The following is an 18,507-nucleotide window of genomic DNA, read 5'->3' as shown; positions in this document are numbered from 1 at the left end:
TCAGTGATCAGGGTGGTGAAAGTATGGAACTTTCCAGCAGACAAGAACAGATTATCGAAATTGTGAAAGAGAACGGACCGATAACTGGTGAAAATATAGCAGACCAATTGCAGTTGACGAGAGCGACATTAAGACCGGATCTTGCTATTTTAACTATGGCCGGATTTTTGGATGCCCGGCCGAGAGTGGGTTATTTTTTCACAGGGAAAACAGGTTCAGAATTATTGACGGAAAAGCTGAAAAAATTCAAGGTTCAGGAATACCAGTCCATTCCGATCGTGGTAGAAGAAGATGTATCTGTATATGATGCCATCTGTACCATGTTCCTTGAAGATGTCGGCACCTTGTTTGTTGTCGATAATAAATCATTGCTTCTGGGGGTTTTGTCCCGAAAAGATTTATTGCGGGCAAGTATTGGAAACCAGGATTTAAACTCTATTCCTGTCCATATCATTATGACTCGGATGCCGAATATAACGGTGTGCAGGAAAGACGACTTATTGCTGGATGCTGCACAGAAGCTTATTGATAAGCAGATTGATGGGCTGCCGATTGTTAAAGATGTAGACGAAGGATTGGAAGTGACAGGACGAATTACAAAGACAAATATGACGAAAGCATTAGTGGAACTAGGGCGTGACGAACACTTGTAAGCATTCCGCTCTGAATAATAGGAGGAATTGGGATGGATAAGCCATTGATATTTGTAATTTCTGATTCTGTGGGTGAAACAGCAGAATTGGTGGTAAAAGCAGCACTAAGTCAGTTTGATGATGGTCCTTATGAAATTCAGCGGATTCCTTATGTGGAAGATGAAGGCACTATAAATGAAGCAGTGCTGCAAGCGAAAGAAAAAAAAGCCATGATAGGTTTTACATTGGTGATTCCTGAGTTAAGAAAGCACCTTTTGAAAAAAGCTGATGAATACCAATTGGAATGTATCGACATTATGGGCCCGATGATGGATAGTATGGAGCGGTTCTTCAAGACAAAACCACGGATGGAACCTGGATTGGTTCATAAACTTGACGAGGATTATTTCAAAAGAGTGGAAGCAATCGAATTTGCTGTCCGGTATGATGATGGCAGAGATCCAAGAGGGATTTCCCGTGCGGATATCGTTCTTATTGGTGTATCACGCACCTCCAAGACTCCATTATCACAATACCTCGCTCATAAAAGATTAAAGGTGGCAAATGTGCCAATCGTTCCGGAAGTGGAACCTCCGGAAGAATTGTTTCATGTAGACAAGAAAAAGTGTATCGGCCTGAAGATCAGCCCTGAAAAACTGAACGATATCCGCAAGGAACGCTTGAAAGCTTTAGGATTAGGAGACCAGGCAAGTTATGCCAATATGGAGAGAATTAAACAAGAGCTGAATCATTTTAATGAGGTTGTAGAGCGCATCGGCTGTGATGTGATAGATGTATCCCATAAAGCTGTTGAAGAAACTGCAAATGTCATCATGAACAAATTAAGAAATGAACGATAAACCCGCAAAATACAAAGAAAAATCGCGCCACCTATAAACCAGGCGCGATTTTTTCCGTGAAAAACAAGAAAAAATGAAAAAAAACTGTAGCAATTACTAATTGGATGTATTATAATATGTTTTTGTGTAAAAATGTATGGTAGCTAAACTATCGTTGTTATAGAAACAATTCTGAAAAATAAAACATTGATGAATTAGGAGGATTTTGCGGGCCACTGTAGAATTTATGATAATGTTGCAAAATAAACCTGCTTTATATGTTGATGCTGATAGCTGTCCTGTCAAAGAGGAGATAGATCGAGTTTGTATCAAACACGCAATCATCCCCCAATTTGTTGCCACTATAAATCATTATAGCCCTAATTCGGAATATGGAGATTGGAGAATCATTGATGACGCTGATCAGGCTGTAGATCTATTTATTCTCAATAGGGTTAAAAAAGGAGATATAGTAGTAACACAGGATTTGTCATTTGCTGTGCTGTTGACTTCAAGAGGTGTTTATGCAATAACCCCACGAGGTAAACTGATTGAAGAGGCGGATGCAGATGAAATTATGTTACGGAAACACTTAAGACAGAAAACTCAAAAGAGAGGCAATCGTATTAAAGGACCACCGCCTCTGCTTGAGCAGGATCGCTTATACTTCCAGGAAAAGCTGGATGATTTTTTGTCGAAACATGAAGGTATTCAGGATTGAATATCGAATAATTCATAAATACGGTGATAGTGATGGCTGGACATCTTCCAGAAGAAACCATAGATGAAATACGAAAATCCAATGATATCGTTGATGTTGTTGGAGAATATGTACAATTAAAGAAACAGGGAAGGAATTATTTTGGTTTATGTCCTTTCCATGGGGAGAATACCCCGTCTTTTTCTGTTTCTCCCGATAAACAGATTTTCCATTGTTTCGGATGTGGGAAAGGCGGCAATGCTATCACATTCTTGATGGAGCTTGAAGGGTATGAATTTCTGCAGGCTGTCAAATACCTTGCTGATAAAGCTGGTCATCCCCTTCCTGATGAGGTAACTAATAATCAGGAAGTGACCTCACCCAGAAACGAGGAAGCCCAGAAAATCCTTGAAGCGCATCAGTGGCTAAGTAAACTTTATCATCACCTGCTGAAGCATACCAAAGAAGGTAAAGAAGGACTTCAGTACCTGCTGAACCGAGGTTTCACAGAGGAGATGATTGACCATTTCCATTTAGGTTATGCCCCGAACTCCAAAGATTTTGTCGTTCGTTTTCTTGAAAAGAAAGGGTATCATCCTCAATTAATGGTTAAAGCTGGTTTATTAAGTACAAATCAATCTGGCGATTACAGTGATCGTTTCAGGGGAAGGGTTATTTTTCCAATACGCAACCACTTAGGAAAGACGGTGGCTTTTGGCGGCCGAGCTATTCAAGACCAGGAGCCTAAGTACCTTAATAGCCCTGAAACAGAACTTTTTCATAAAGGAAAACTGCTGTACAACTTTGACTTAGCAAGAAGTGCTATCCGTAAACAAGGTTCCATTGTCCTGTTTGAAGGATACGTAGACGTAATTTCTGCATATCAAGCAGGTGTTCATAATGGTGTTGGCACATTGGGTACATCCATTACTGAACATCAGGCAAATTTGATTCGAAGATATGTTGAAGAAGCTGTCATTTGTTACGATGGCGATCGGCCGGGTATAGAGGCTTCCATGAAAGCTGCCCGATTGCTAAGGAAAGCAGGTTGCACTGTAAAACTGGCCCGCCTTCCCGATGGAATGGACCCGGATGATTATATAAAAGCTAACGGAGCCGAAAAATTCCAAAGAGAAGTTCTTGGAGCAAGCGATACCTATTTGACCTTTATCATGAGACATCTCAGGAAAGAATATAATCTCAATTTAGAAGGGGATCGCATTGCTTATGTAGAAAGAGTAGTTAAGGAAGTTGCCACGCTCGATCATGCGATTGAGAGGGAACACTACCTGAAGGAACTTTCCAATGAGTTTGAACTTTCGTTAGAAACGCTTAAACAGGAAGTTTCAGAGCACCGGAGAAGAAGCGGGTCACCTGTAAAAGAGGCAAATAGGGCAAGACAATCCAATGTCCGTTCTGAACGCATGATGGAGAACAGACTGTTGCCAGCTTTCCATAATGCAGAAAGGGCACTGATTGCATATATGTTAAAAAATCCCCAGGTCGCGGATAAAGTGCAGGCCGAAATAGGGGGAGGGTTCAATATCAGTGAACACCAGGTTATTGTTACTTATCTCTATGCATATTTTGAAGAAGGCAATGAACCTGATGTCAGCCATTTTATTGAAAGGTTACCTGAACCTGACTTGAAGAATTTAGTGATTAAGCTTGCGATGATGCCTGTTCATAGTGAAATTTCCGAACGGGAAATCAATGATTATATTCGTTTGATACGTGCAGAACAAAGTGACAAAATGGATATCAAATCATTGGAAGAAGAACAAAAACAGGCAGAGCAGCAAAATGATCCCATCAAGGCAGCTGAAATTGCCATGAAAATAATTCAGTTGAGAAGACAACTGAGAAGTTCGCAGTAAAAGTATTGTGATTTGTTGGAAGGAGGGGGACTTATGGCAGATAAGCCATTACGTTCTAAAGAAGCTGAAAATGAACTTACGCTGGACCAGGCAAAAGAACAATTGCTCGAAATTGGGAAAAAGCGTGGAGTTTTAGCATACGAAGAAGTAGCAGAACGTCTATCCAGCTTTGAACTGGAGTCTGAACAAATGGACGAATTTTATGAGTACCTGAATGAACAGGGTGTTGAGGTGATCGGAAGCTCGGAAGAGGATCCGAACATGCAGCAGTTAAATAAAGAAGAAGAATTTGACCTGAATGATTTAAGCGTTCCTCCTGGTGTCAAAATCAATGACCCGGTTCGTATGTACCTGAAAGAAATTGGGCGGGTAAATCTTTTGGCAGCAAAAGATGAAATTGATCTTGCTCAACGGATTGAAGAAGGCGACGAAGAAGCCAAACGTGAACTGGCAGAGGCTAACTTGCGTCTGGTGGTAAGCATCGCAAAACGTTATGTAGGCAGAGGGATGTTGTTCCTCGACTTGATCCAGGAAGGAAATATGGGCCTTATCAAAGCAGTTGAAAAGTTTGATTACCGCAAAGGGTACAAATTCAGCACTTATGCGACATGGTGGATCAGACAGGCAATCACACGAGCGATTGCGGACCAGGCTCGTACCATTCGTATTCCCGTCCACATGGTTGAAACAATCAATAAGTTGATCCGTGTACAGCGACAGTTGCTTCAGGACTTTGGACGTGAGCCTACTCCGGAAGAGATCGGAGAGGAAATGGAGCTGTCACCTGATAAAGTAAGAGAAATCTTAAAAATAGCACAAGAGCCAGTCTCCTTGGAAACACCAATTGGTGAAGAAGACGATTCCCATCTTGGTGACTTCATTGAAGATCAGGAAGCGACATCTCCTTCTGACCATGCAGCTTATGAGCTATTAAAAGAACAATTAGAAGATGTGCTGGATACTTTGACTGACCGGGAAGAAAACGTACTTCGCCTGCGGTTCGGATTAGATGACGGACGTACACGCACTCTTGAAGAGGTAGGGAAAGTGTTTGGCGTCACCCGGGAACGGATTCGTCAGATCGAAGCAAAAGCTTTAAGAAAACTGCGTCACCCTAGTAGAAGTAAACGGTTAAAAGATTTCTTAGAATAGATGTGACTGTCATGACCAGGAGCTGACTGAATGTTTTGTTCCTGGTCTATTTTACTGCTAATGGTACACCGGGGGAAATCATCATTCAGGAAATGAAGTATCGGAAAATCAATTGCCTGCAGCCTGAATTTTATTGCCCTGTATCCATTTGGAAACTGATGTTTTTATATCTGAGATTGGCAGTTATATTACTATTGTTTCCAATCTTATTTCTTGTCATTTATTTTACTGAAACGGCTTTCATAATGCAAACAGTCATTTTGTCGATATTTGTAGTTGGTACTGGTTTAAGCGCGGTATCCCTACATAATCAAAGGTCGATTGATTTTTCCTTTACTACTCTCGTTCTTTTGTTATTGTTATTGCTTTGGAATCTTCATTTGTTATCTCCTTGGCAGAGTTGAAGCTCGACGGTGTGGATTCCATTCATTGAAAATTAATGGCTTTCTGGGAGCAGTTTTTGCCGTTTTGATGATGTTTTTTAACTTTTAAGTGGATAGCTCTTTCCTAAAGAAGATTTTTCAAGTAAAATAAATATAGTTTGTATTTTAGAGAAAGATATATATGGGACTACATAAGGAGGAAATGAACACATGAAAAGAAACCCAATTATCCCATTTGCAATGATTGCTGTTATAGGGATCTTAACAATGTTCATCATTTCTTGGGTCGGTGTCGGCCAAAATGAAGCAATTAAAAATGGAGAGAAAAATGGAGGGGAAAAGCAGGAAGAGGCAAGTGCTAATCCTGAGGATATTTTCCAAAACAATTGTGCCAGCTGTCATGGGGCTGATCTTTCTGGTGGAAATGGCCCTTCCTTAAAGACGGTAGGCAGTAAGTATTCGAAAGAAGAGATACAAGACATCATCAAGAATGGTAAAGGACAAGCTATGCCAGCAGGACTTATCCCAGCTGAGGAAGCGGCGGTTGTGGCAGAATGGCTGGCGAAAAAGAAATAAACATATAGAGCAAGCTTTCTGGAAATTTCAGAAGGCTTTTCTTTTTGTACTATACGGTAGTTTACTTTTGTGAACGCTAATAGTATAAGAAACATTAAGGTGTTAGCTATCAGAAACTTAGTGATAAGCCGGTTTTTTACTGGAAATATGTTTAGTTTGAGAGAAATGAGGAAGTCAAATGAATGAAAAGTTATTATCCAGACGACTCCAGGTGGTAGCCTCCTATCTCCCCCATGGAGCCAACTTTGCGGATATCGGCTCAGATCATGCGTACCTTCCCTGTTATGTTTGCCTTCAGGATCCTACCGCGACGGCCATAGCAGGAGAACTGAATGAAGGCCCCTACCAAAGTGCAAAAAAGGAAGTGGAAAGCAATGGTTTATCTGCCCGGATAGCTGTCCGGAAAGGAGATGGACTTACCGTCCTCTTTGATGATGAAGTAGAGCAAATAGTCATAGCAGGTATGGGAGGTACCTTGATCACGACTATCCTTGAGGAAGGCAAAGAAAAATTGGGGCGTACTTCACGGATTATCGTCCAGCCGAATGTTGATGCCAAGTCATTACGGAAATGGTTCATTAAGTATAATTATCAAATAATAGCTGAAGAAATTATTGAAGAAGCAGGGCATATTTATGAAGTGATTGCAGCTGAAAAAAGTGACCATGAAAAAGTGCATTATTCAGAAAGAGAAATTCTGTTCGGGCCATATTTAATGAAAGATAAGTCACCTGTTTTTAAGAAAAAATGGCATGAAGAAAAAGCAAAAAGAGATTATGTGAAAAAACAAATGAAAAAAGCAGCAAATCCTGATAATGACAAAATTGCTAAACTGGAATTAGAAATAGAATGGATAGAGGAGTTATTGAACGATGACTGGTAATGAAATCATCCGGGTTTTTGAACAAATGTCGCCAAAGCATTTAGCGTTCGAGTGGGATAAGGTAGGTTTGCAAGTAGGAACGTTGAATAAATCCGTTAAAAATATCATGATTACATTAGATGTGTTAGAAAATGTAGTGGATGAGGCGGTGGAAAAACAAGTAGACTTAATCATTTCCCACCATCCTGTCATTTTCAAACCGTTGAGCCAAATCAACCCGGATACACCAAAAGGACGTGTTATCCAAAAGCTCATCAAACATGACATTACCGTTTATGCCGCACATACCAACCTGGATATAGCAGAGGGAGGGGTCAATGATGCGTTAGCTGAAGCTTTGGGCTTATCGGATACCAAGCCGCTGCTTGAAACAGGAAAAGATAAGCTGGTCAAACTCATTGTATTCGTTCCTGAAAATCATGCTGAACAAGTAAGAAAGGCGATGCATGACGCAGGTGCAGGACATATTGGGGATTACAGCAATGTTTCATTCAGCATGCCCGGTAAAGGAAGGTTTATGCCGACAGAAGACGCAGATCCATTCTTAGGTAAAAGTGGAGAGATGGAAATTGTTGATGAACAAAGAGTCGAGTTCCTACTGCCGCACTCAAAACTATCAAATGTATTAAAAGCCATGCAGGAAGCTCATCCTTATGAAGAAGTAGCTTACGATGTCTATACATTACAAAACGAAGGTGAGTCCTATGGGATCGGCAGGATCGGTATGATGAATGAGGAAATGACGTTAAAAGATTTCTGTGAGCATGTAAAGAAAAGCTTGGACATCCCAAGTCTTCGTGTGATTGGGGAGTTGGGTGAGACGGTTCGCACAGTGGCTATTTTAGGCGGGAGCGGGGAAAAATATCTATATGATGCCAAACGTCTTGGAGCAGATGTTTATCTGACTGGAGACATGACATTTCATCCTGCTCAAGAAGCCGAGGAGATTGGCTTAAAGGTGGTAGATCCGGGTCATCATGTAGAAAAAGTGATGAAGAAAGCTGTGAAAACTTATTTAGATGAAAAGCTCAATCAAATAGAAGACAAGTTGAACGTCTATATTTCTGAAGCGAATACAGAACCATTCAAATTTATATAAAGAAAAGGCTGCCCTAATTGGCAGCCTTTTTTATCGTCTGGTGGTCATTACTGTTAGGCGCTTGTGCTTCTGGTCAGCATTTACGCTTTTTTCTTAGTTTTGACTTTGGGCAGAATTTTCTTCTGTTCAACTTTAGATTCTCTGACCCAGGTGTTTTCATCAGACCCATCATACTGTTCAATGAACTTGATTACTTCCTTTGTGATAGGAGTTGGAGTTGAAGCACCGGCAGTTACCGCTACTTTGTCAACTCCCTGGAGCCATTCTAATTGAATTTCAGTAACGTCAGAAATACGATAAGCTTCCGTGCCTGCAATTTCTTTAGAAACCTGCGCCAATCGATTGGAGTTGTTACTCCGTGGATCACCTACCACGAGGGTAAGATCCGCGTCCTTTGCCTGTTCGGATACTGCTTCCTGCCGGACCTGAGTTGCCATGCAAATTTCCTGGTGAAGCTCGACGTGAGGATATTTTTCTTTGATTTTTTCCATTACGTCATAAACATCCCATTGACTCATGGTTGTTTGATTCGTGACCAATAATTTATCGTGCTCCACATTCAATTGCTCGACATCCTCTTCCGTTTGGACGAGGTGTACTTTTCCCGGTGCTACTCCGACTGCACCTTCAGGCTCAGGATGTCCTTTTTTTCCAATATAGATGACTTCATATCCATCAGCAACACGATCTCTGATCAGGTTGTGTGTGTTGGTTACATCCGGACAGGTGGCATCCAGAACGGTCAACCCTTTCTCTTTGGCGCGTTCTTTCACTTCCGGTGAAACGCCATGGGCAGTGAAAATGACTGTCCCATCATTAATGCCTTCTAATATATCTAAACGATTTCTTCCATCCAGTGTAATGATTCCCTGTTCTTTGAAAGCTTCAGTAACATGAGTGTTATGCACTATCATACCTAAAATATATATCGGACGAGGTAAATTGGGGTCCTTAGACGCGTTTTGGGCGATTACCATGGCATCGACCACTCCATAGCAATAACCGCGCGGTGCTATTTTTATTACTTCCATGCTGGTTGGTTCCCCCTCTGAAATAAAATAATTCATTATCTTTACATGCATCATCTTTTCGTGCATCAATTTCATTATAAAGGGAAAAGTTGAAGATGACAAAGAAGAGATGTTTATAAGCGTGCAATTGTTGTCTGTGTCTACTATAATGAGGAAGGAAGTTTTTTTACCTGCAAAGTTCAGCGTGAGCGCTGAACTTGTTTATAAAAAGGAGTAATTATATGAAAAGTCATGAGTTCAATCAGTTCGCTATCCATCCGGTAGTCAGTGATATTATATCTAAGTACGGATTTATCGAGCCCACCCCCATTCAGCAGCAGGTTATACCCGCCGCTTTACGAGGAGAGAGTATCATCGGCCAGTCCCATACAGGTTCGGGAAAAACACATGCCTATTTATTGCCCTTGATTAATAAGTTAGATGAAACAAAAAATCATGTTCAATTTGTTATTACAGCTCCCACCCGGGAGCTGGCTATCCAAATTTATGATGAAGTCCGTAAGAGTATCCATTTCGCAGAAAAAGACCATCGCTGGAGAGCGAAGCTGCTTATCGGTGGAACAGATAAGCAGAAAACAGTGGAAAAATTAAAAGAGCCTCCACACATTGTGGTAGGAACGCCAGGACGTATATTGGATCTCGTAAAAGAAGAAGCGCTGGATTTGTACCAGGCAAGCGCTTTTGTATTAGATGAAGCTGATTTGATGCTTGATTTAGGTTTTATCGACGAGGTCGATCAGATACTTATCCGGATGAAACCTGAAGTCCAGCTATTGGTATTTTCAGCGACTATACCTGAACGGCTTCAGCCTTTTTTGAAAAAATATCTGGATAACCCAACGTATATTCATATTCAAGATGAAAAACCTTCGCCGGAATTAATGGAACACCGAATGATTCCGTTACGACATCGCTCACCTTCCGAAATGATCATAAATATTTCTAAGGTGATCCAGCCTTACCTGGCAATTATATTCACGAATGGAAAAGAACATGCAGATCGACTTGCAGAGGAATTGCAAGAAAAAGGGCTGGAAGTCGGGGTCATCCATGGGGGACTGTCTCCCAGGGAACGAAAAAGGATGTTGAAAGAATTACAAAGCTTGCGCTATCAATATATTGTTGCAACGGACCTTGCTTCCCGTGGAATAGATATTCAAGGGGTCAGCCATGTCATTAATGCCCAGATGCCTAAGGAAGAAGAGTTCTATATCCACCGTGTCGGCCGGACAGCCCGCGCAGGTCTGGAAGGCACAGCGATCAACCTGTTTAACGATTACGATCTTCCGTTGGTCCAGCGTTTAGAGAAAAAAGGGCTTACCTTCGATTATTATGATATCCGTAATGGAGAATGGAAAGAAGTAAAAGCCTACAATGAACGTCAAAAACGTGAAAAAACACAGGAATCGACCATGGAAAAACAGGCATGGAATATGGTGAAAAAACCGAAAAAAGTAAAGCCTGGGTACAAAAAGAAAATGAAGAAGCAAGCAGAAAAAAACATAAAAAAACTAAAGAGAAATAATTTTAAGAAGAAATAATATTGATGACAGAGGTGTAGAAATATGGTGAAGATTGGTTCACACGTGTCAATGAAAGGGAAAAAAATGTTGTTAGGGGCAAGTGAGGAGGCTGCATCCTATGGCTCAAATACATTTATGATCTATACAGGTGCTCCGCAAAATACACGTAGAAGGCCGATAGAAGAATTGAATATTGAAGCTGGTATGGAACATATGCGAGCGCATGATATTGGGGACATTGTTGTTCACGCTCCTTATATTATCAATGTAGGTAATACGACAAAGCCGGAAACCTTTCAACTGGGTGTCGACTTCTTAAGAAATGAAATTCAAAGAACAGAAGCCATCGGTGCCGATCAGATCGTATTACATCCTGGCTCTCATGTTGGTGCAGGCACAGACCAGGGGATAGACAAAATCATATCTGGTTTAAATGAAGTCCTTCACAAAGACCAAAAAGCCCAGATTGCTTTAGAAACAATGGCAGGTAAAGGTTCAGAATGCGGGCGGACTTTTGAGGAATTAGCAAAGATTATTGATGGAGTAGAGCTAAACGATAAATTATCCATCTGCCTCGATACATGCCACATCCATGATGCAGGGTATGATGTGGTCAATGATTTCGACGGTGTCCTTGAAGAATTCGATAAGGTTATCGGATTGGATCGTTTGAAAGTTATTCATGTAAATGATAGCAAAAATGAACGTGGGGCAGCTAAAGACCGTCATGAAAACATTGGATTTGGTCATATTGGTTTTGATGCATTAAGTTATGTCGTCCATCATCCCCAATTGAAAGATTTGCCTAAAATTCTTGAAACTCCATATGTAGGAGAAGATAAGAAAAATAAGAAACCTCCCTATAAATTTGAAATTGAGATGTTGAAAGCTAAAGCCTTTGATAAGGAATTAAAGGATAAAATCATGCAGCAGTAACAAAAGCGCACCGCCCCCATCCTGTGAGGGCGGTGCGCTTTTAATTCACTTAAGTAAGTGACTAACACCATATTCTTTCGCCATTTGATGAAGAATACGATTGACCTTCTTTGCTGTATCAGGACTGGTTATAGCTGCTAACTTTTTTAACATAGTCATGCGTTCACCGGCGTTTAGTGGATTGAAATTATTGTATTTCAATTCTTTGATGATTTGGTCAGCTTCCTGCCTGGTGATCTGTATGCCGAACTTTTCACTATATTTTAATATATCTCTTGTGGTTAACTGCTTTAATTTTTGGGTAATGATATGTTGTGCCATATCTTTCATAGCTAAGCCTCCTCGAGACGAATACTCTTTACAACTTATTCCTACATAATGGAAACGTGAATGGTAAGTTCAGGAATATAGCGCTTATCAATTGCTTTCTGGCAACTGGTCCGTTAGTATCGGTTGATGAGTCCATTTCTCTATTGTATTGAAACAGAATTTGTACTCATTATAAGGAGTGAAGTAATGAAATCATTAAAGATAATGTTCCAAATTGGAGCAACCGTGCTCCTTGTCGGCTTATTCTTTTTTGTTACCCATATTTTGAAGGATGATACAAAGACTACTGCAGAAGGTAAAAATTCCGCAGAAGAAGAAACGAAGGAAAAAATCGCTGCAGACAGCGCTCTGTCAGCCACGCCAAAAAAATCACAAAAGATTGACGAAGGATATTATGAATGGCACAAGATGGAATTGGCAGCACAGCGTTTAGTGGAAGAGAGCGGGGGAAGGTTCAAAAAATCATGGGCCATGTTTCTTGTCAGAGAAGCAGAACGTTATGAAATAGATCCATTTCTGGTTTATGAATTATTAAAAGTGGAGACAGGAGATACGTTCAATCCGGAATTGGTTGGGCCTCCTACGAAATATGGACGAGCCTATGGGATGGCACAGTTTATGAAAAACACTGCCCCATGGATTGCAGATATGGGAGGACTTCCATATAAAGATGAATTATTATTCGACCCGTACTATTCTATGCAATTATCGATGATATACCTGGATTACCTTCATGGAAAATATGGTAATTGGAATGAAGCATTGACGGCGTATCACCGTGGAATGGGTGGCTTAGAAAATTATAAGGAAAAGAACGGTCACGCAAGAAGCTGGTATGCAGTGGAAATACAGGAAAATGCAGAAACGCATCCAACTTTAGCTTCAGCAAATTGATAAAAACGTTATGGGAAAGGATTTGACCTGTCCCATAACGTTTTTTGTTTACTTCATCGTCATGTAATTATTACCTCGTAAGTTTACTGAGAACCTGCAGACAATATAAAGGAATCTCCATAAAGAAAGCGAGGGTGTTAAAATGGATGATTCCAACAAGCGCTCAACCTATGATGAGGTAGAACGAGGACCTCATTATGGAGATGACGATATGCAAGAAGAAAAGCAGGGGCTGGTTTATCATGACGAGCCTTACCAGGAACAGGATTATAAAGAAGAGTATGCGCAAGAACTTGCGATGAGTCCAAATGAAACCATAAAATCTGAAGAACAAGAGACAGACATGCAAACAGATGTAAAAACCGGCATGGGCTGGTTAGCTCTGATACTTGCAGGGATATCTTTATTCTTCGCTCCCATCCTTTTAGGTGGAGCAGGGATTGTACTTGGATTCATCTCAAGGAGAAGAGGAGCCGAAACCTTGGGCAACACTGCGATATTTATTGGTGTGGCTTCGATTCTCTTGTCGCTTTTCTTCAACCCATTTTAGTTGGGAACAGCTAAAGTAAGCGCCTGTAAATCAAAAGTGAGCCCAAAAAATGGGCTCACTTTATTATGCTTCCTGCTTTTGTTTTTTATAATGCTCTTCGGCAAGTTTATCGACTTCTTTTTTCAATTCTTCTACCATGATATCTTCAGGTACTTTACGAATGATTTCCCCGTGCCGGAATAACAATCCTTCGCCTCGTGCACCTGCAATTCCAATATCAGCTTCACGGGCTTCGCCTGGGCCATTAACTGCGCAGCCAAGCACAGCAACTTTAATAGGTGCTTTAATGGTTGAGATATATTCTTCCACTTCATTCGCAATGGATATCAAATCGATTTCGATACGGCCGCATGTAGGGCAGGATATCAAGGTGGCAGCGTTGGCAGCCAGCCCGAATGATTTCAATAATTCCCGTCCGACTTTGACTTCTTCTACCGGATCAGCACTTAACGAGATACGCAAGGTGCTGCCGATACCTTTGCTTAAGATGGCACCAAGACCCGCTGCGCTTTTGACAGTACCAGCAAATTGGGTGCCGGATTCGGTAATACCAAGATGCAATGGGTATTTGATGGCTTCCGCCGCTTTTGTATAAGCTTCAATCGCCAGCTGAACATCTGATGCTTTCAAGGAAACAATAATATCATGAAAATCAAGGTCCTCGAGAATTTTAATATGATGTAAGGCGCTTTCTACCATACCCTCAGCAGTTGGGTAGCCATATTTCTTAAGGATATGCTTTTCTAACGAACCGGCGTTCACCCCGATACGAATAGGGATGCCTCTTTTTTTAGCGGCATTTACTACTGCTTCTACTTTTTCGCGTCGGCCGATATTTCCAGGATTGATCCGGATTTTATCTGCTCCGCCTTCGATTGCTTTTAAAGCCATTTTATAATCAAAGTGAATATCTACTACAAGAGGAATGTTGATACGTTTTTTAATTTCAGGGATGGCATCCGCAGCACGATCATCTGGGCATGCTACCCTTACAACTTGGCATCCGGCTTCTTCTAACCGATGGATTTCATTTACTGTAGCTTCTACATCATGGGTTTTTGTCGTCGTCATGGATTGAACCACAACCTGGTCCGAACCACCAATTATCAAATCGCCGACTCTGACTGGCCGGGTATCTTTTCTATGCGTAATTGCCATAAGTGAAACGCTCCTTTGTTTGTTCACATTGAAGGGTATTTTTTTATACCATCTTTCATTATAAGGCCTAAACGGATAAATGAGAAGTAAGATTACTTAGATTATCTATTCTGACTGAGCTTTTTCATATAAAGGAAAATAATATACTTTATCAATTTTAAGCTTAGAGGGGTCAATTCCAGGGTTCAATTGTTGAAAATCGTCAAGCATGTCCTTCATGGGATGGTAATACTCCCCATTATGAAGTTGTTCCATGATGGAAAGAACCGTGTCACCCGCTTTCACTTTAACTGGGACTTTCTGGTTATAACGTAATGGAGATTCGATTATTTCTGCTTTTGGAGGTGGAGGGATTTCAGTGGTATTTAATTTGTCATTTGAATCACTACGATTGATGGTAGTACCGATCGTCAAGTCTTTGTATAAGCTGGCTAAAAGCAGTATGATTAAGATAAATAAGCCTGTTTTCTTCACACTGACAGTCACCTCCATTAAATGTCATATGTGTACTATTCGCCTTAAACCGAAAACATTCCTTTTTTGAAACTTATATTATATTTCATACGTATATATGAATAAAGTAAGGAGAGGGCGTGTAAACATGGGAATTCTGCAAAATGATTGGGTAAGTTTTCTAATAACGTTTTTTGGAACGTTATTTTTGATTGGGGAACTGCTTGTAAATGCCCGGGGTTTGTTTGGTCTAGTAGGGTTGGGGTTTATCACTGTATATTTTTACTCCTTTCTCTCGCCGAGTATGTTCATCGTGATGATGTTGATTTACCTGATCGGCCTCATTTTAATTGTTATTGATGGTAAATTAATTAATGATGGAACATTAGCAACGATCGGTGCCGCGTGTATGATCGTTGCAGTAGGGTTCAGTTCACCTAATTGGGTCGCTGGTTTATATGGCGTAATTGGCGTGGTTTTAGGTGGGGCAAGTTCACTCTTCTTTCTAAAAGCTTTTAAGAGAAGAGATATGTGGTCGAAAATCACTTTAATTGATCAATTATCTACAGAAGCTGGATATAATACGATGAATGAACAATATAAGAGTCTTGTAAACGAAGAAGGTGTTGCACAGACGGATATGCGCCCGGTGGGAACGGTGCAAATCAATGGTAAAGATTACAGTGCTGTCACTAACGGTCAATGGATTTACAGAGGTTCGACAATTATTGTAGAAGCGGTGGACGGAACGAAGATATTGGTGGCAAAAAAACAAAATCATGATGCACAATGACCCGCAAGAAAAATTGGCGGGTCATTTCATTTTGGGTAAATAGCGTAGACTTAAAAAGAGATAGACAGCGGTTGCGAATATATAAATTAATATAATAGAAGAAACTGACCAGAAAAAGGATTCCACTACTACTAAAACTATGGTGGGAGCCGTAATAGAAAGGGTACTCATATTCCATAATTGCTTATAATCAGCTCGCTTGTTCAAAACTTTTACATAGACAAGACCGATACTAGCCAATAAGCCGCTACTGCAGAATAATAACAAAGAAATCAGTAAATAGATAAAGGGCAGGAAGATGATTGTAAATACACCGCTTGAGATACCTTTCATTATACCTGCGGCGTCTCCCCCGGGAGAAGATAAAGTAGTGGAAATCATGCTTAATAGTACCGGTAATAAGACGATTAAACTTAAGAAGAAAACATAACCAATTGCTTTTCCGATCGGTTGAAAACGAAAAGCACTGATCAGTTTGAAATGGTAACAGCTTTTTAACAACAATCGTGTTTTACTCATTAACTTATTCTCCTTTGATTACTTACCTTCTTTATATTAAAACAGGGAACAGGTATCGACAAGAGAAATCTAATTATGAACCGAATGTAAATTTAGTGTTAAATTTGACGGTTTTCCTTTACAAATGTTTCGTAAGTCATTAATAATGGTAGAGGTGTTTAAAGAGAAACAAAACTTTGGATGAAAAGAAGGGGTGGACAACCGTTGGAAATCGATGTTCAGAAGATGATATTTGAATTTATCGGCGGTCTGGGTATTTTCTTATTCGGTCTGAAATACATGGGGGACGGTCTGCAACAGACAGCAGGGGACAACTTGCGTAATTTGCTGGATCGGTTTACCAAAAATCCTTTTATGGGAGTACTTGCCGGTGCGATAACCACTGCATTGCTGCAGAGTAGTTCAACTACTACAGTGCTGACAGTAGGACTGGTTAACGCTGGATTTATGACTTTCAGACAAGCGATTGGGGTCATTATGGGTGCTAACATTGGTACAACCATGACAGCATTCATCATTGGGATTGATATCAAGGCATATGGTTTACCGATATTGGCCGTAGGTGCATTATTGATATTCTTCTTCAAAAACAAAAAAGTTACGTATGTCGGACAGACAATCTTTGGTTTGGGTTCGTTGTTCTTCGGCCTTGAAATGATGAGTGGAGGAATGAAGCCGCTTCGTTCTCTCGAAGCATTCCAGGAACTCACTATCAACATGAGTCAAAACCCGTTACTGGGTGTACTTGTTGGTACAGTATTTACAGTCATCGTACAAAGCTCAAGTGCAACGATTGGTATCCTTCAGGGGCTTTTCGGTGAAGGCCTTATTGATTTACAGGCCGCTTTGCCTGTCTTATTCGGTGATAATATTGGTACGACCATCACTGCGGTGTTAGCTGCAATCGGTGCTAGTGTGGGAGCGAGAAGGGCTGCCTTTACCCACGTTATATTTAACCTGTTGGGGGCAACACTATTCCTGTTGCTATTGAAGCCTTTTACGCTGTATACGGAATGGTTAAGAAGTACCCTTGACCTTAACCCGGAAATGACGATAGCTTTTGCTCATGGATCTTTTAATATAGCGAACACGGTTTTACAATTCCCGTTTATTGCAGTTCTTGCATGGGTTGTGGTTAAGCTTGTTCCCGGTGAGGAATCTGCTGTTGATTCCAAGCCACAGCATCTGGATCCTATCTTTATTGAACAATCACCATCTCTTGCGTTGGATCAGGCAAAAGAAGAAGTTCTTCGTATGGGTGAACTTGCATACAAAGGTCTGGAGGAGGCAGGCAGTTACTCCAATAACCTGAAGCAGAAACATGCTGAAATAGCCCTGCAGTTTGAAGATGCTTTAAATAATCTAGACAGAAAAATCACTGATTATCTAGTCAAACTATCTGTAGCACCACTAACTGACGAGGATAGCAGAAAGCACTCTGCTTTACTTGACTCAGTAAGGGATTATGAACGGATTGGGGACCATTTTGAAAACATTGTAGAACTCATCGATTATAAAGTTTCAAATAAAGTTGATCTTACAGGGCAGGCACAAGAGGATTTGAATGACATGTTCAACTTAACCTTGATGACTGTTAAACAGGCAACAAAAGCACTTGAAACAATGGATCGTGAAGAAGCATTAGCTGTGGTCCAAAAAGAAGATAAAATTGACCAGATGGAACGAACTTATCGTAAGAAGCATATCCTGCGTTTAAATGAAGGACTATGCTCTGGACAAGCCGGTATTGTCTTTGTGGATATAATCAGTAACCTGGAACGTATTGGAGATCACGCTGTTAACATTGCAGAAGAAGTTCTGGGCGAAGAGGATCAGTAAAAATTAAAAACGCACTCAGGATGCTGGGTGCGTTTTAGTTTTTCTTTTGCAGCGGTAAAAAATCACTGATATAACGTTGAGATTAATAAAAATTAGTCTTGAAAGCATCCTTTGAACATGCTATATTATTTTTGTTGCTTTCTTACGGATTCAATTTTCGTAATGCTGTTGACACCTTGTAAAATACATGATATATTATATCTCGTCGCTTCGACAAAGCCAACCTCTTCGAATAAACTACGAAGCAAGCTTTGCGAAGCTAACCTCATCGAATAATTATCGAAGAAGCTTTGCGAGGAATTCAACAGTACTCATTTAGTAAGAAAGTCAAAGTACAGAG

Annotated in this window: 19 protein-coding genes; 14 read left to right on the top strand and 5 right to left on the bottom strand. The window is 40.6% G+C overall.

Going from position 1 to position 18,507, the window contains the following annotated elements:
* The first annotated feature begins 23 nt into the window (after nt 1–23).
* The 8 genes from P855_RS0108920 to P855_RS0108880 all read left to right on the top strand — a co-directional run bounded on the left by P855_RS0108920 (nt 24) and on the right by P855_RS0108880 (nt 8,141).
* Nucleotides 24–653 (top strand): helix-turn-helix transcriptional regulator, encoded by a 630-nt coding sequence (locus P855_RS0108920; protein ID WP_028783245.1) that lies wholly within the window; start codon nt 24–26, stop codon nt 651–653.
* 32 nt (nt 654–685) lie between these two features.
* Nucleotides 686–1,492, top strand: a complete 807-nt coding sequence (locus P855_RS0108915) for a pyruvate, water dikinase regulatory protein (protein ID WP_028783244.1) — start codon at nt 686–688, stop codon at nt 1,490–1,492.
* Nucleotides 1,493–1,724: 232 nt separating this feature from the next.
* Nucleotides 1,725–2,192 carry a YaiI/YqxD family protein gene (locus P855_RS0108910; RefSeq protein WP_028783243.1) on the top strand — a complete coding sequence of 156 codons (468 nt, stop codon included), beginning with the start codon at nt 1,725–1,727 and terminating at the stop codon, nt 2,190–2,192.
* Nucleotides 2,193–2,224: 32 nt separating this feature from the next.
* Nucleotides 2,225–4,048 carry a DNA primase gene (dnaG, locus tag P855_RS0108905; RefSeq protein WP_028783242.1) on the top strand — a complete coding sequence of 608 codons (1,824 nt, stop codon included), beginning with the start codon at nt 2,225–2,227 and terminating at the stop codon, nt 4,046–4,048.
* A 33-nt stretch (nt 4,049–4,081) separates the two neighbouring features.
* Complete coding sequence (rpoD, locus tag P855_RS0108900) at nt 4,082–5,200, top strand: RNA polymerase sigma factor RpoD (RefSeq protein WP_028783241.1); 1,119 nt, start codon at nt 4,082–4,084, stop codon at nt 5,198–5,200.
* 593 nt (nt 5,201–5,793) lie between these two features.
* The gene (cccA, locus tag P855_RS0108890) at nt 5,794–6,159 is read left to right on the top strand and encodes a cytochrome c550 (protein ID WP_028783239.1); all 366 of its coding nucleotides are present in this window, start codon (nt 5,794–5,796) and stop codon (nt 6,157–6,159) included.
* Nucleotides 6,160–6,337: 178 nt separating this feature from the next.
* Nucleotides 6,338–7,042 carry a tRNA (adenine(22)-N(1))-methyltransferase gene (locus P855_RS0108885; RefSeq protein ID WP_028783238.1) on the top strand — a complete coding sequence of 235 codons (705 nt, stop codon included), beginning with the start codon at nt 6,338–6,340 and terminating at the stop codon, nt 7,040–7,042.
* Nucleotides 7,032–8,141: a Nif3-like dinuclear metal center hexameric protein gene (locus tag P855_RS0108880; protein WP_028783237.1), complete on the top strand. Its 1,110-nt coding sequence runs from the start codon at nt 7,032–7,034 to the stop codon at nt 8,139–8,141. Before P855_RS0108885 ends, P855_RS0108880 begins: the two co-directional genes overlap by 11 nt.
* A gap of 80 nt (nt 8,142–8,221) precedes the next feature.
* Here the strand turns inward: P855_RS0108880 and P855_RS0108875 are convergent, their stop codons facing one another.
* Nucleotides 8,222–9,172: a 4-hydroxy-3-methylbut-2-enyl diphosphate reductase gene (locus tag P855_RS0108875; RefSeq protein ID WP_028783236.1), complete on the bottom strand. Its 951-nt coding sequence runs from the start codon at nt 9,170–9,172 to the stop codon at nt 8,222–8,224.
* A gap of 221 nt (nt 9,173–9,393) precedes the next feature.
* On the opposite strand from P855_RS0108875, the gene P855_RS0108870 reads away from it, so the two are divergent.
* Together P855_RS0108870 and P855_RS0108865 are read left to right on the top strand one after the other, a co-directional pair.
* Nucleotides 9,394–10,713: a DEAD/DEAH box helicase gene (locus P855_RS0108870; RefSeq protein ID WP_028783235.1), complete on the top strand. Its 1,320-nt coding sequence runs from the start codon at nt 9,394–9,396 to the stop codon at nt 10,711–10,713.
* 24 nt (nt 10,714–10,737) lie between these two features.
* Nucleotides 10,738–11,631, top strand: a complete 894-nt coding sequence (locus tag P855_RS0108865) for a deoxyribonuclease IV (protein WP_028783234.1) — start codon at nt 10,738–10,740, stop codon at nt 11,629–11,631.
* A gap of 45 nt (nt 11,632–11,676) precedes the next feature.
* Here the strand turns inward: P855_RS0108865 and P855_RS0108860 are convergent, their stop codons facing one another.
* Nucleotides 11,677–11,961, bottom strand: a complete 285-nt coding sequence (locus P855_RS0108860; protein WP_028783233.1) for a DUF2624 family protein — start codon at nt 11,959–11,961, stop codon at nt 11,677–11,679.
* Nucleotides 11,962–12,147: 186 nt separating this feature from the next.
* Here P855_RS0108860 and P855_RS20710 point away from each other — a divergent pair, with 186 nt between their 5' ends.
* Nucleotides 12,148–12,855: a lytic transglycosylase domain-containing protein gene (locus P855_RS20710; protein ID WP_037985736.1), complete on the top strand. Its 708-nt coding sequence runs from the start codon at nt 12,148–12,150 to the stop codon at nt 12,853–12,855.
* Between the two features lie 142 nt (nt 12,856–12,997).
* Complete coding sequence (locus P855_RS0108850; RefSeq protein WP_028783232.1) at nt 12,998–13,405, top strand: hypothetical protein; 408 nt, start codon at nt 12,998–13,000, stop codon at nt 13,403–13,405.
* A gap of 63 nt (nt 13,406–13,468) precedes the next feature.
* Here the strand turns inward: P855_RS0108850 and ispG are convergent, their stop codons facing one another.
* Nucleotides 13,469–14,563, bottom strand: coding sequence for a flavodoxin-dependent (E)-4-hydroxy-3-methylbut-2-enyl-diphosphate synthase (ispG, locus tag P855_RS0108845; RefSeq protein ID WP_028783231.1), 1,095 nt, complete (start codon nt 14,561–14,563; stop codon nt 13,469–13,471).
* Nucleotides 14,564–14,668: 105 nt separating this feature from the next.
* Entirely contained in the window at nt 14,669–15,037 is a 369-nt protein-coding gene (locus tag P855_RS0108840; RefSeq protein ID WP_051353124.1) for a hypothetical protein, read from the bottom strand.
* Nucleotides 15,038–15,164: 127 nt separating this feature from the next.
* Between P855_RS0108840 and P855_RS0108835 the strand changes: the two genes are divergently transcribed.
* The gene (locus P855_RS0108835) at nt 15,165–15,809 is read left to right on the top strand and encodes an NfeD family protein (protein ID WP_028783229.1); all 645 of its coding nucleotides are present in this window, start codon (nt 15,165–15,167) and stop codon (nt 15,807–15,809) included.
* A 21-nt stretch (nt 15,810–15,830) separates the two neighbouring features.
* On the opposite strand, the gene P855_RS0108830 is transcribed toward P855_RS0108835, so the two are convergent.
* Complete coding sequence (locus P855_RS0108830; RefSeq protein WP_028783228.1) at nt 15,831–16,328, bottom strand: DUF1189 family protein; 498 nt, start codon at nt 16,326–16,328, stop codon at nt 15,831–15,833.
* A 204-nt stretch (nt 16,329–16,532) separates the two neighbouring features.
* Here P855_RS0108830 and P855_RS0108825 point away from each other — a divergent pair, with 204 nt between their 5' ends.
* Nucleotides 16,533–18,167 (top strand): Na/Pi cotransporter family protein, encoded by a 1,635-nt coding sequence (locus P855_RS0108825; RefSeq protein WP_028783227.1) that lies wholly within the window; start codon nt 16,533–16,535, stop codon nt 18,165–18,167.
* Nucleotides 18,168–18,507: the final 340 nt, after the last annotated feature.

The organism is Thalassobacillus devorans MSP14 (genome assembly GCF_000496835.1).
Classification (GTDB): domain Bacteria; phylum Bacillota; class Bacilli; order Bacillales; family Halobacillaceae; genus Thalassobacillus; species Thalassobacillus devorans_B.
This window is presented reverse-complemented; position numbering and strand designations above follow the sequence as displayed.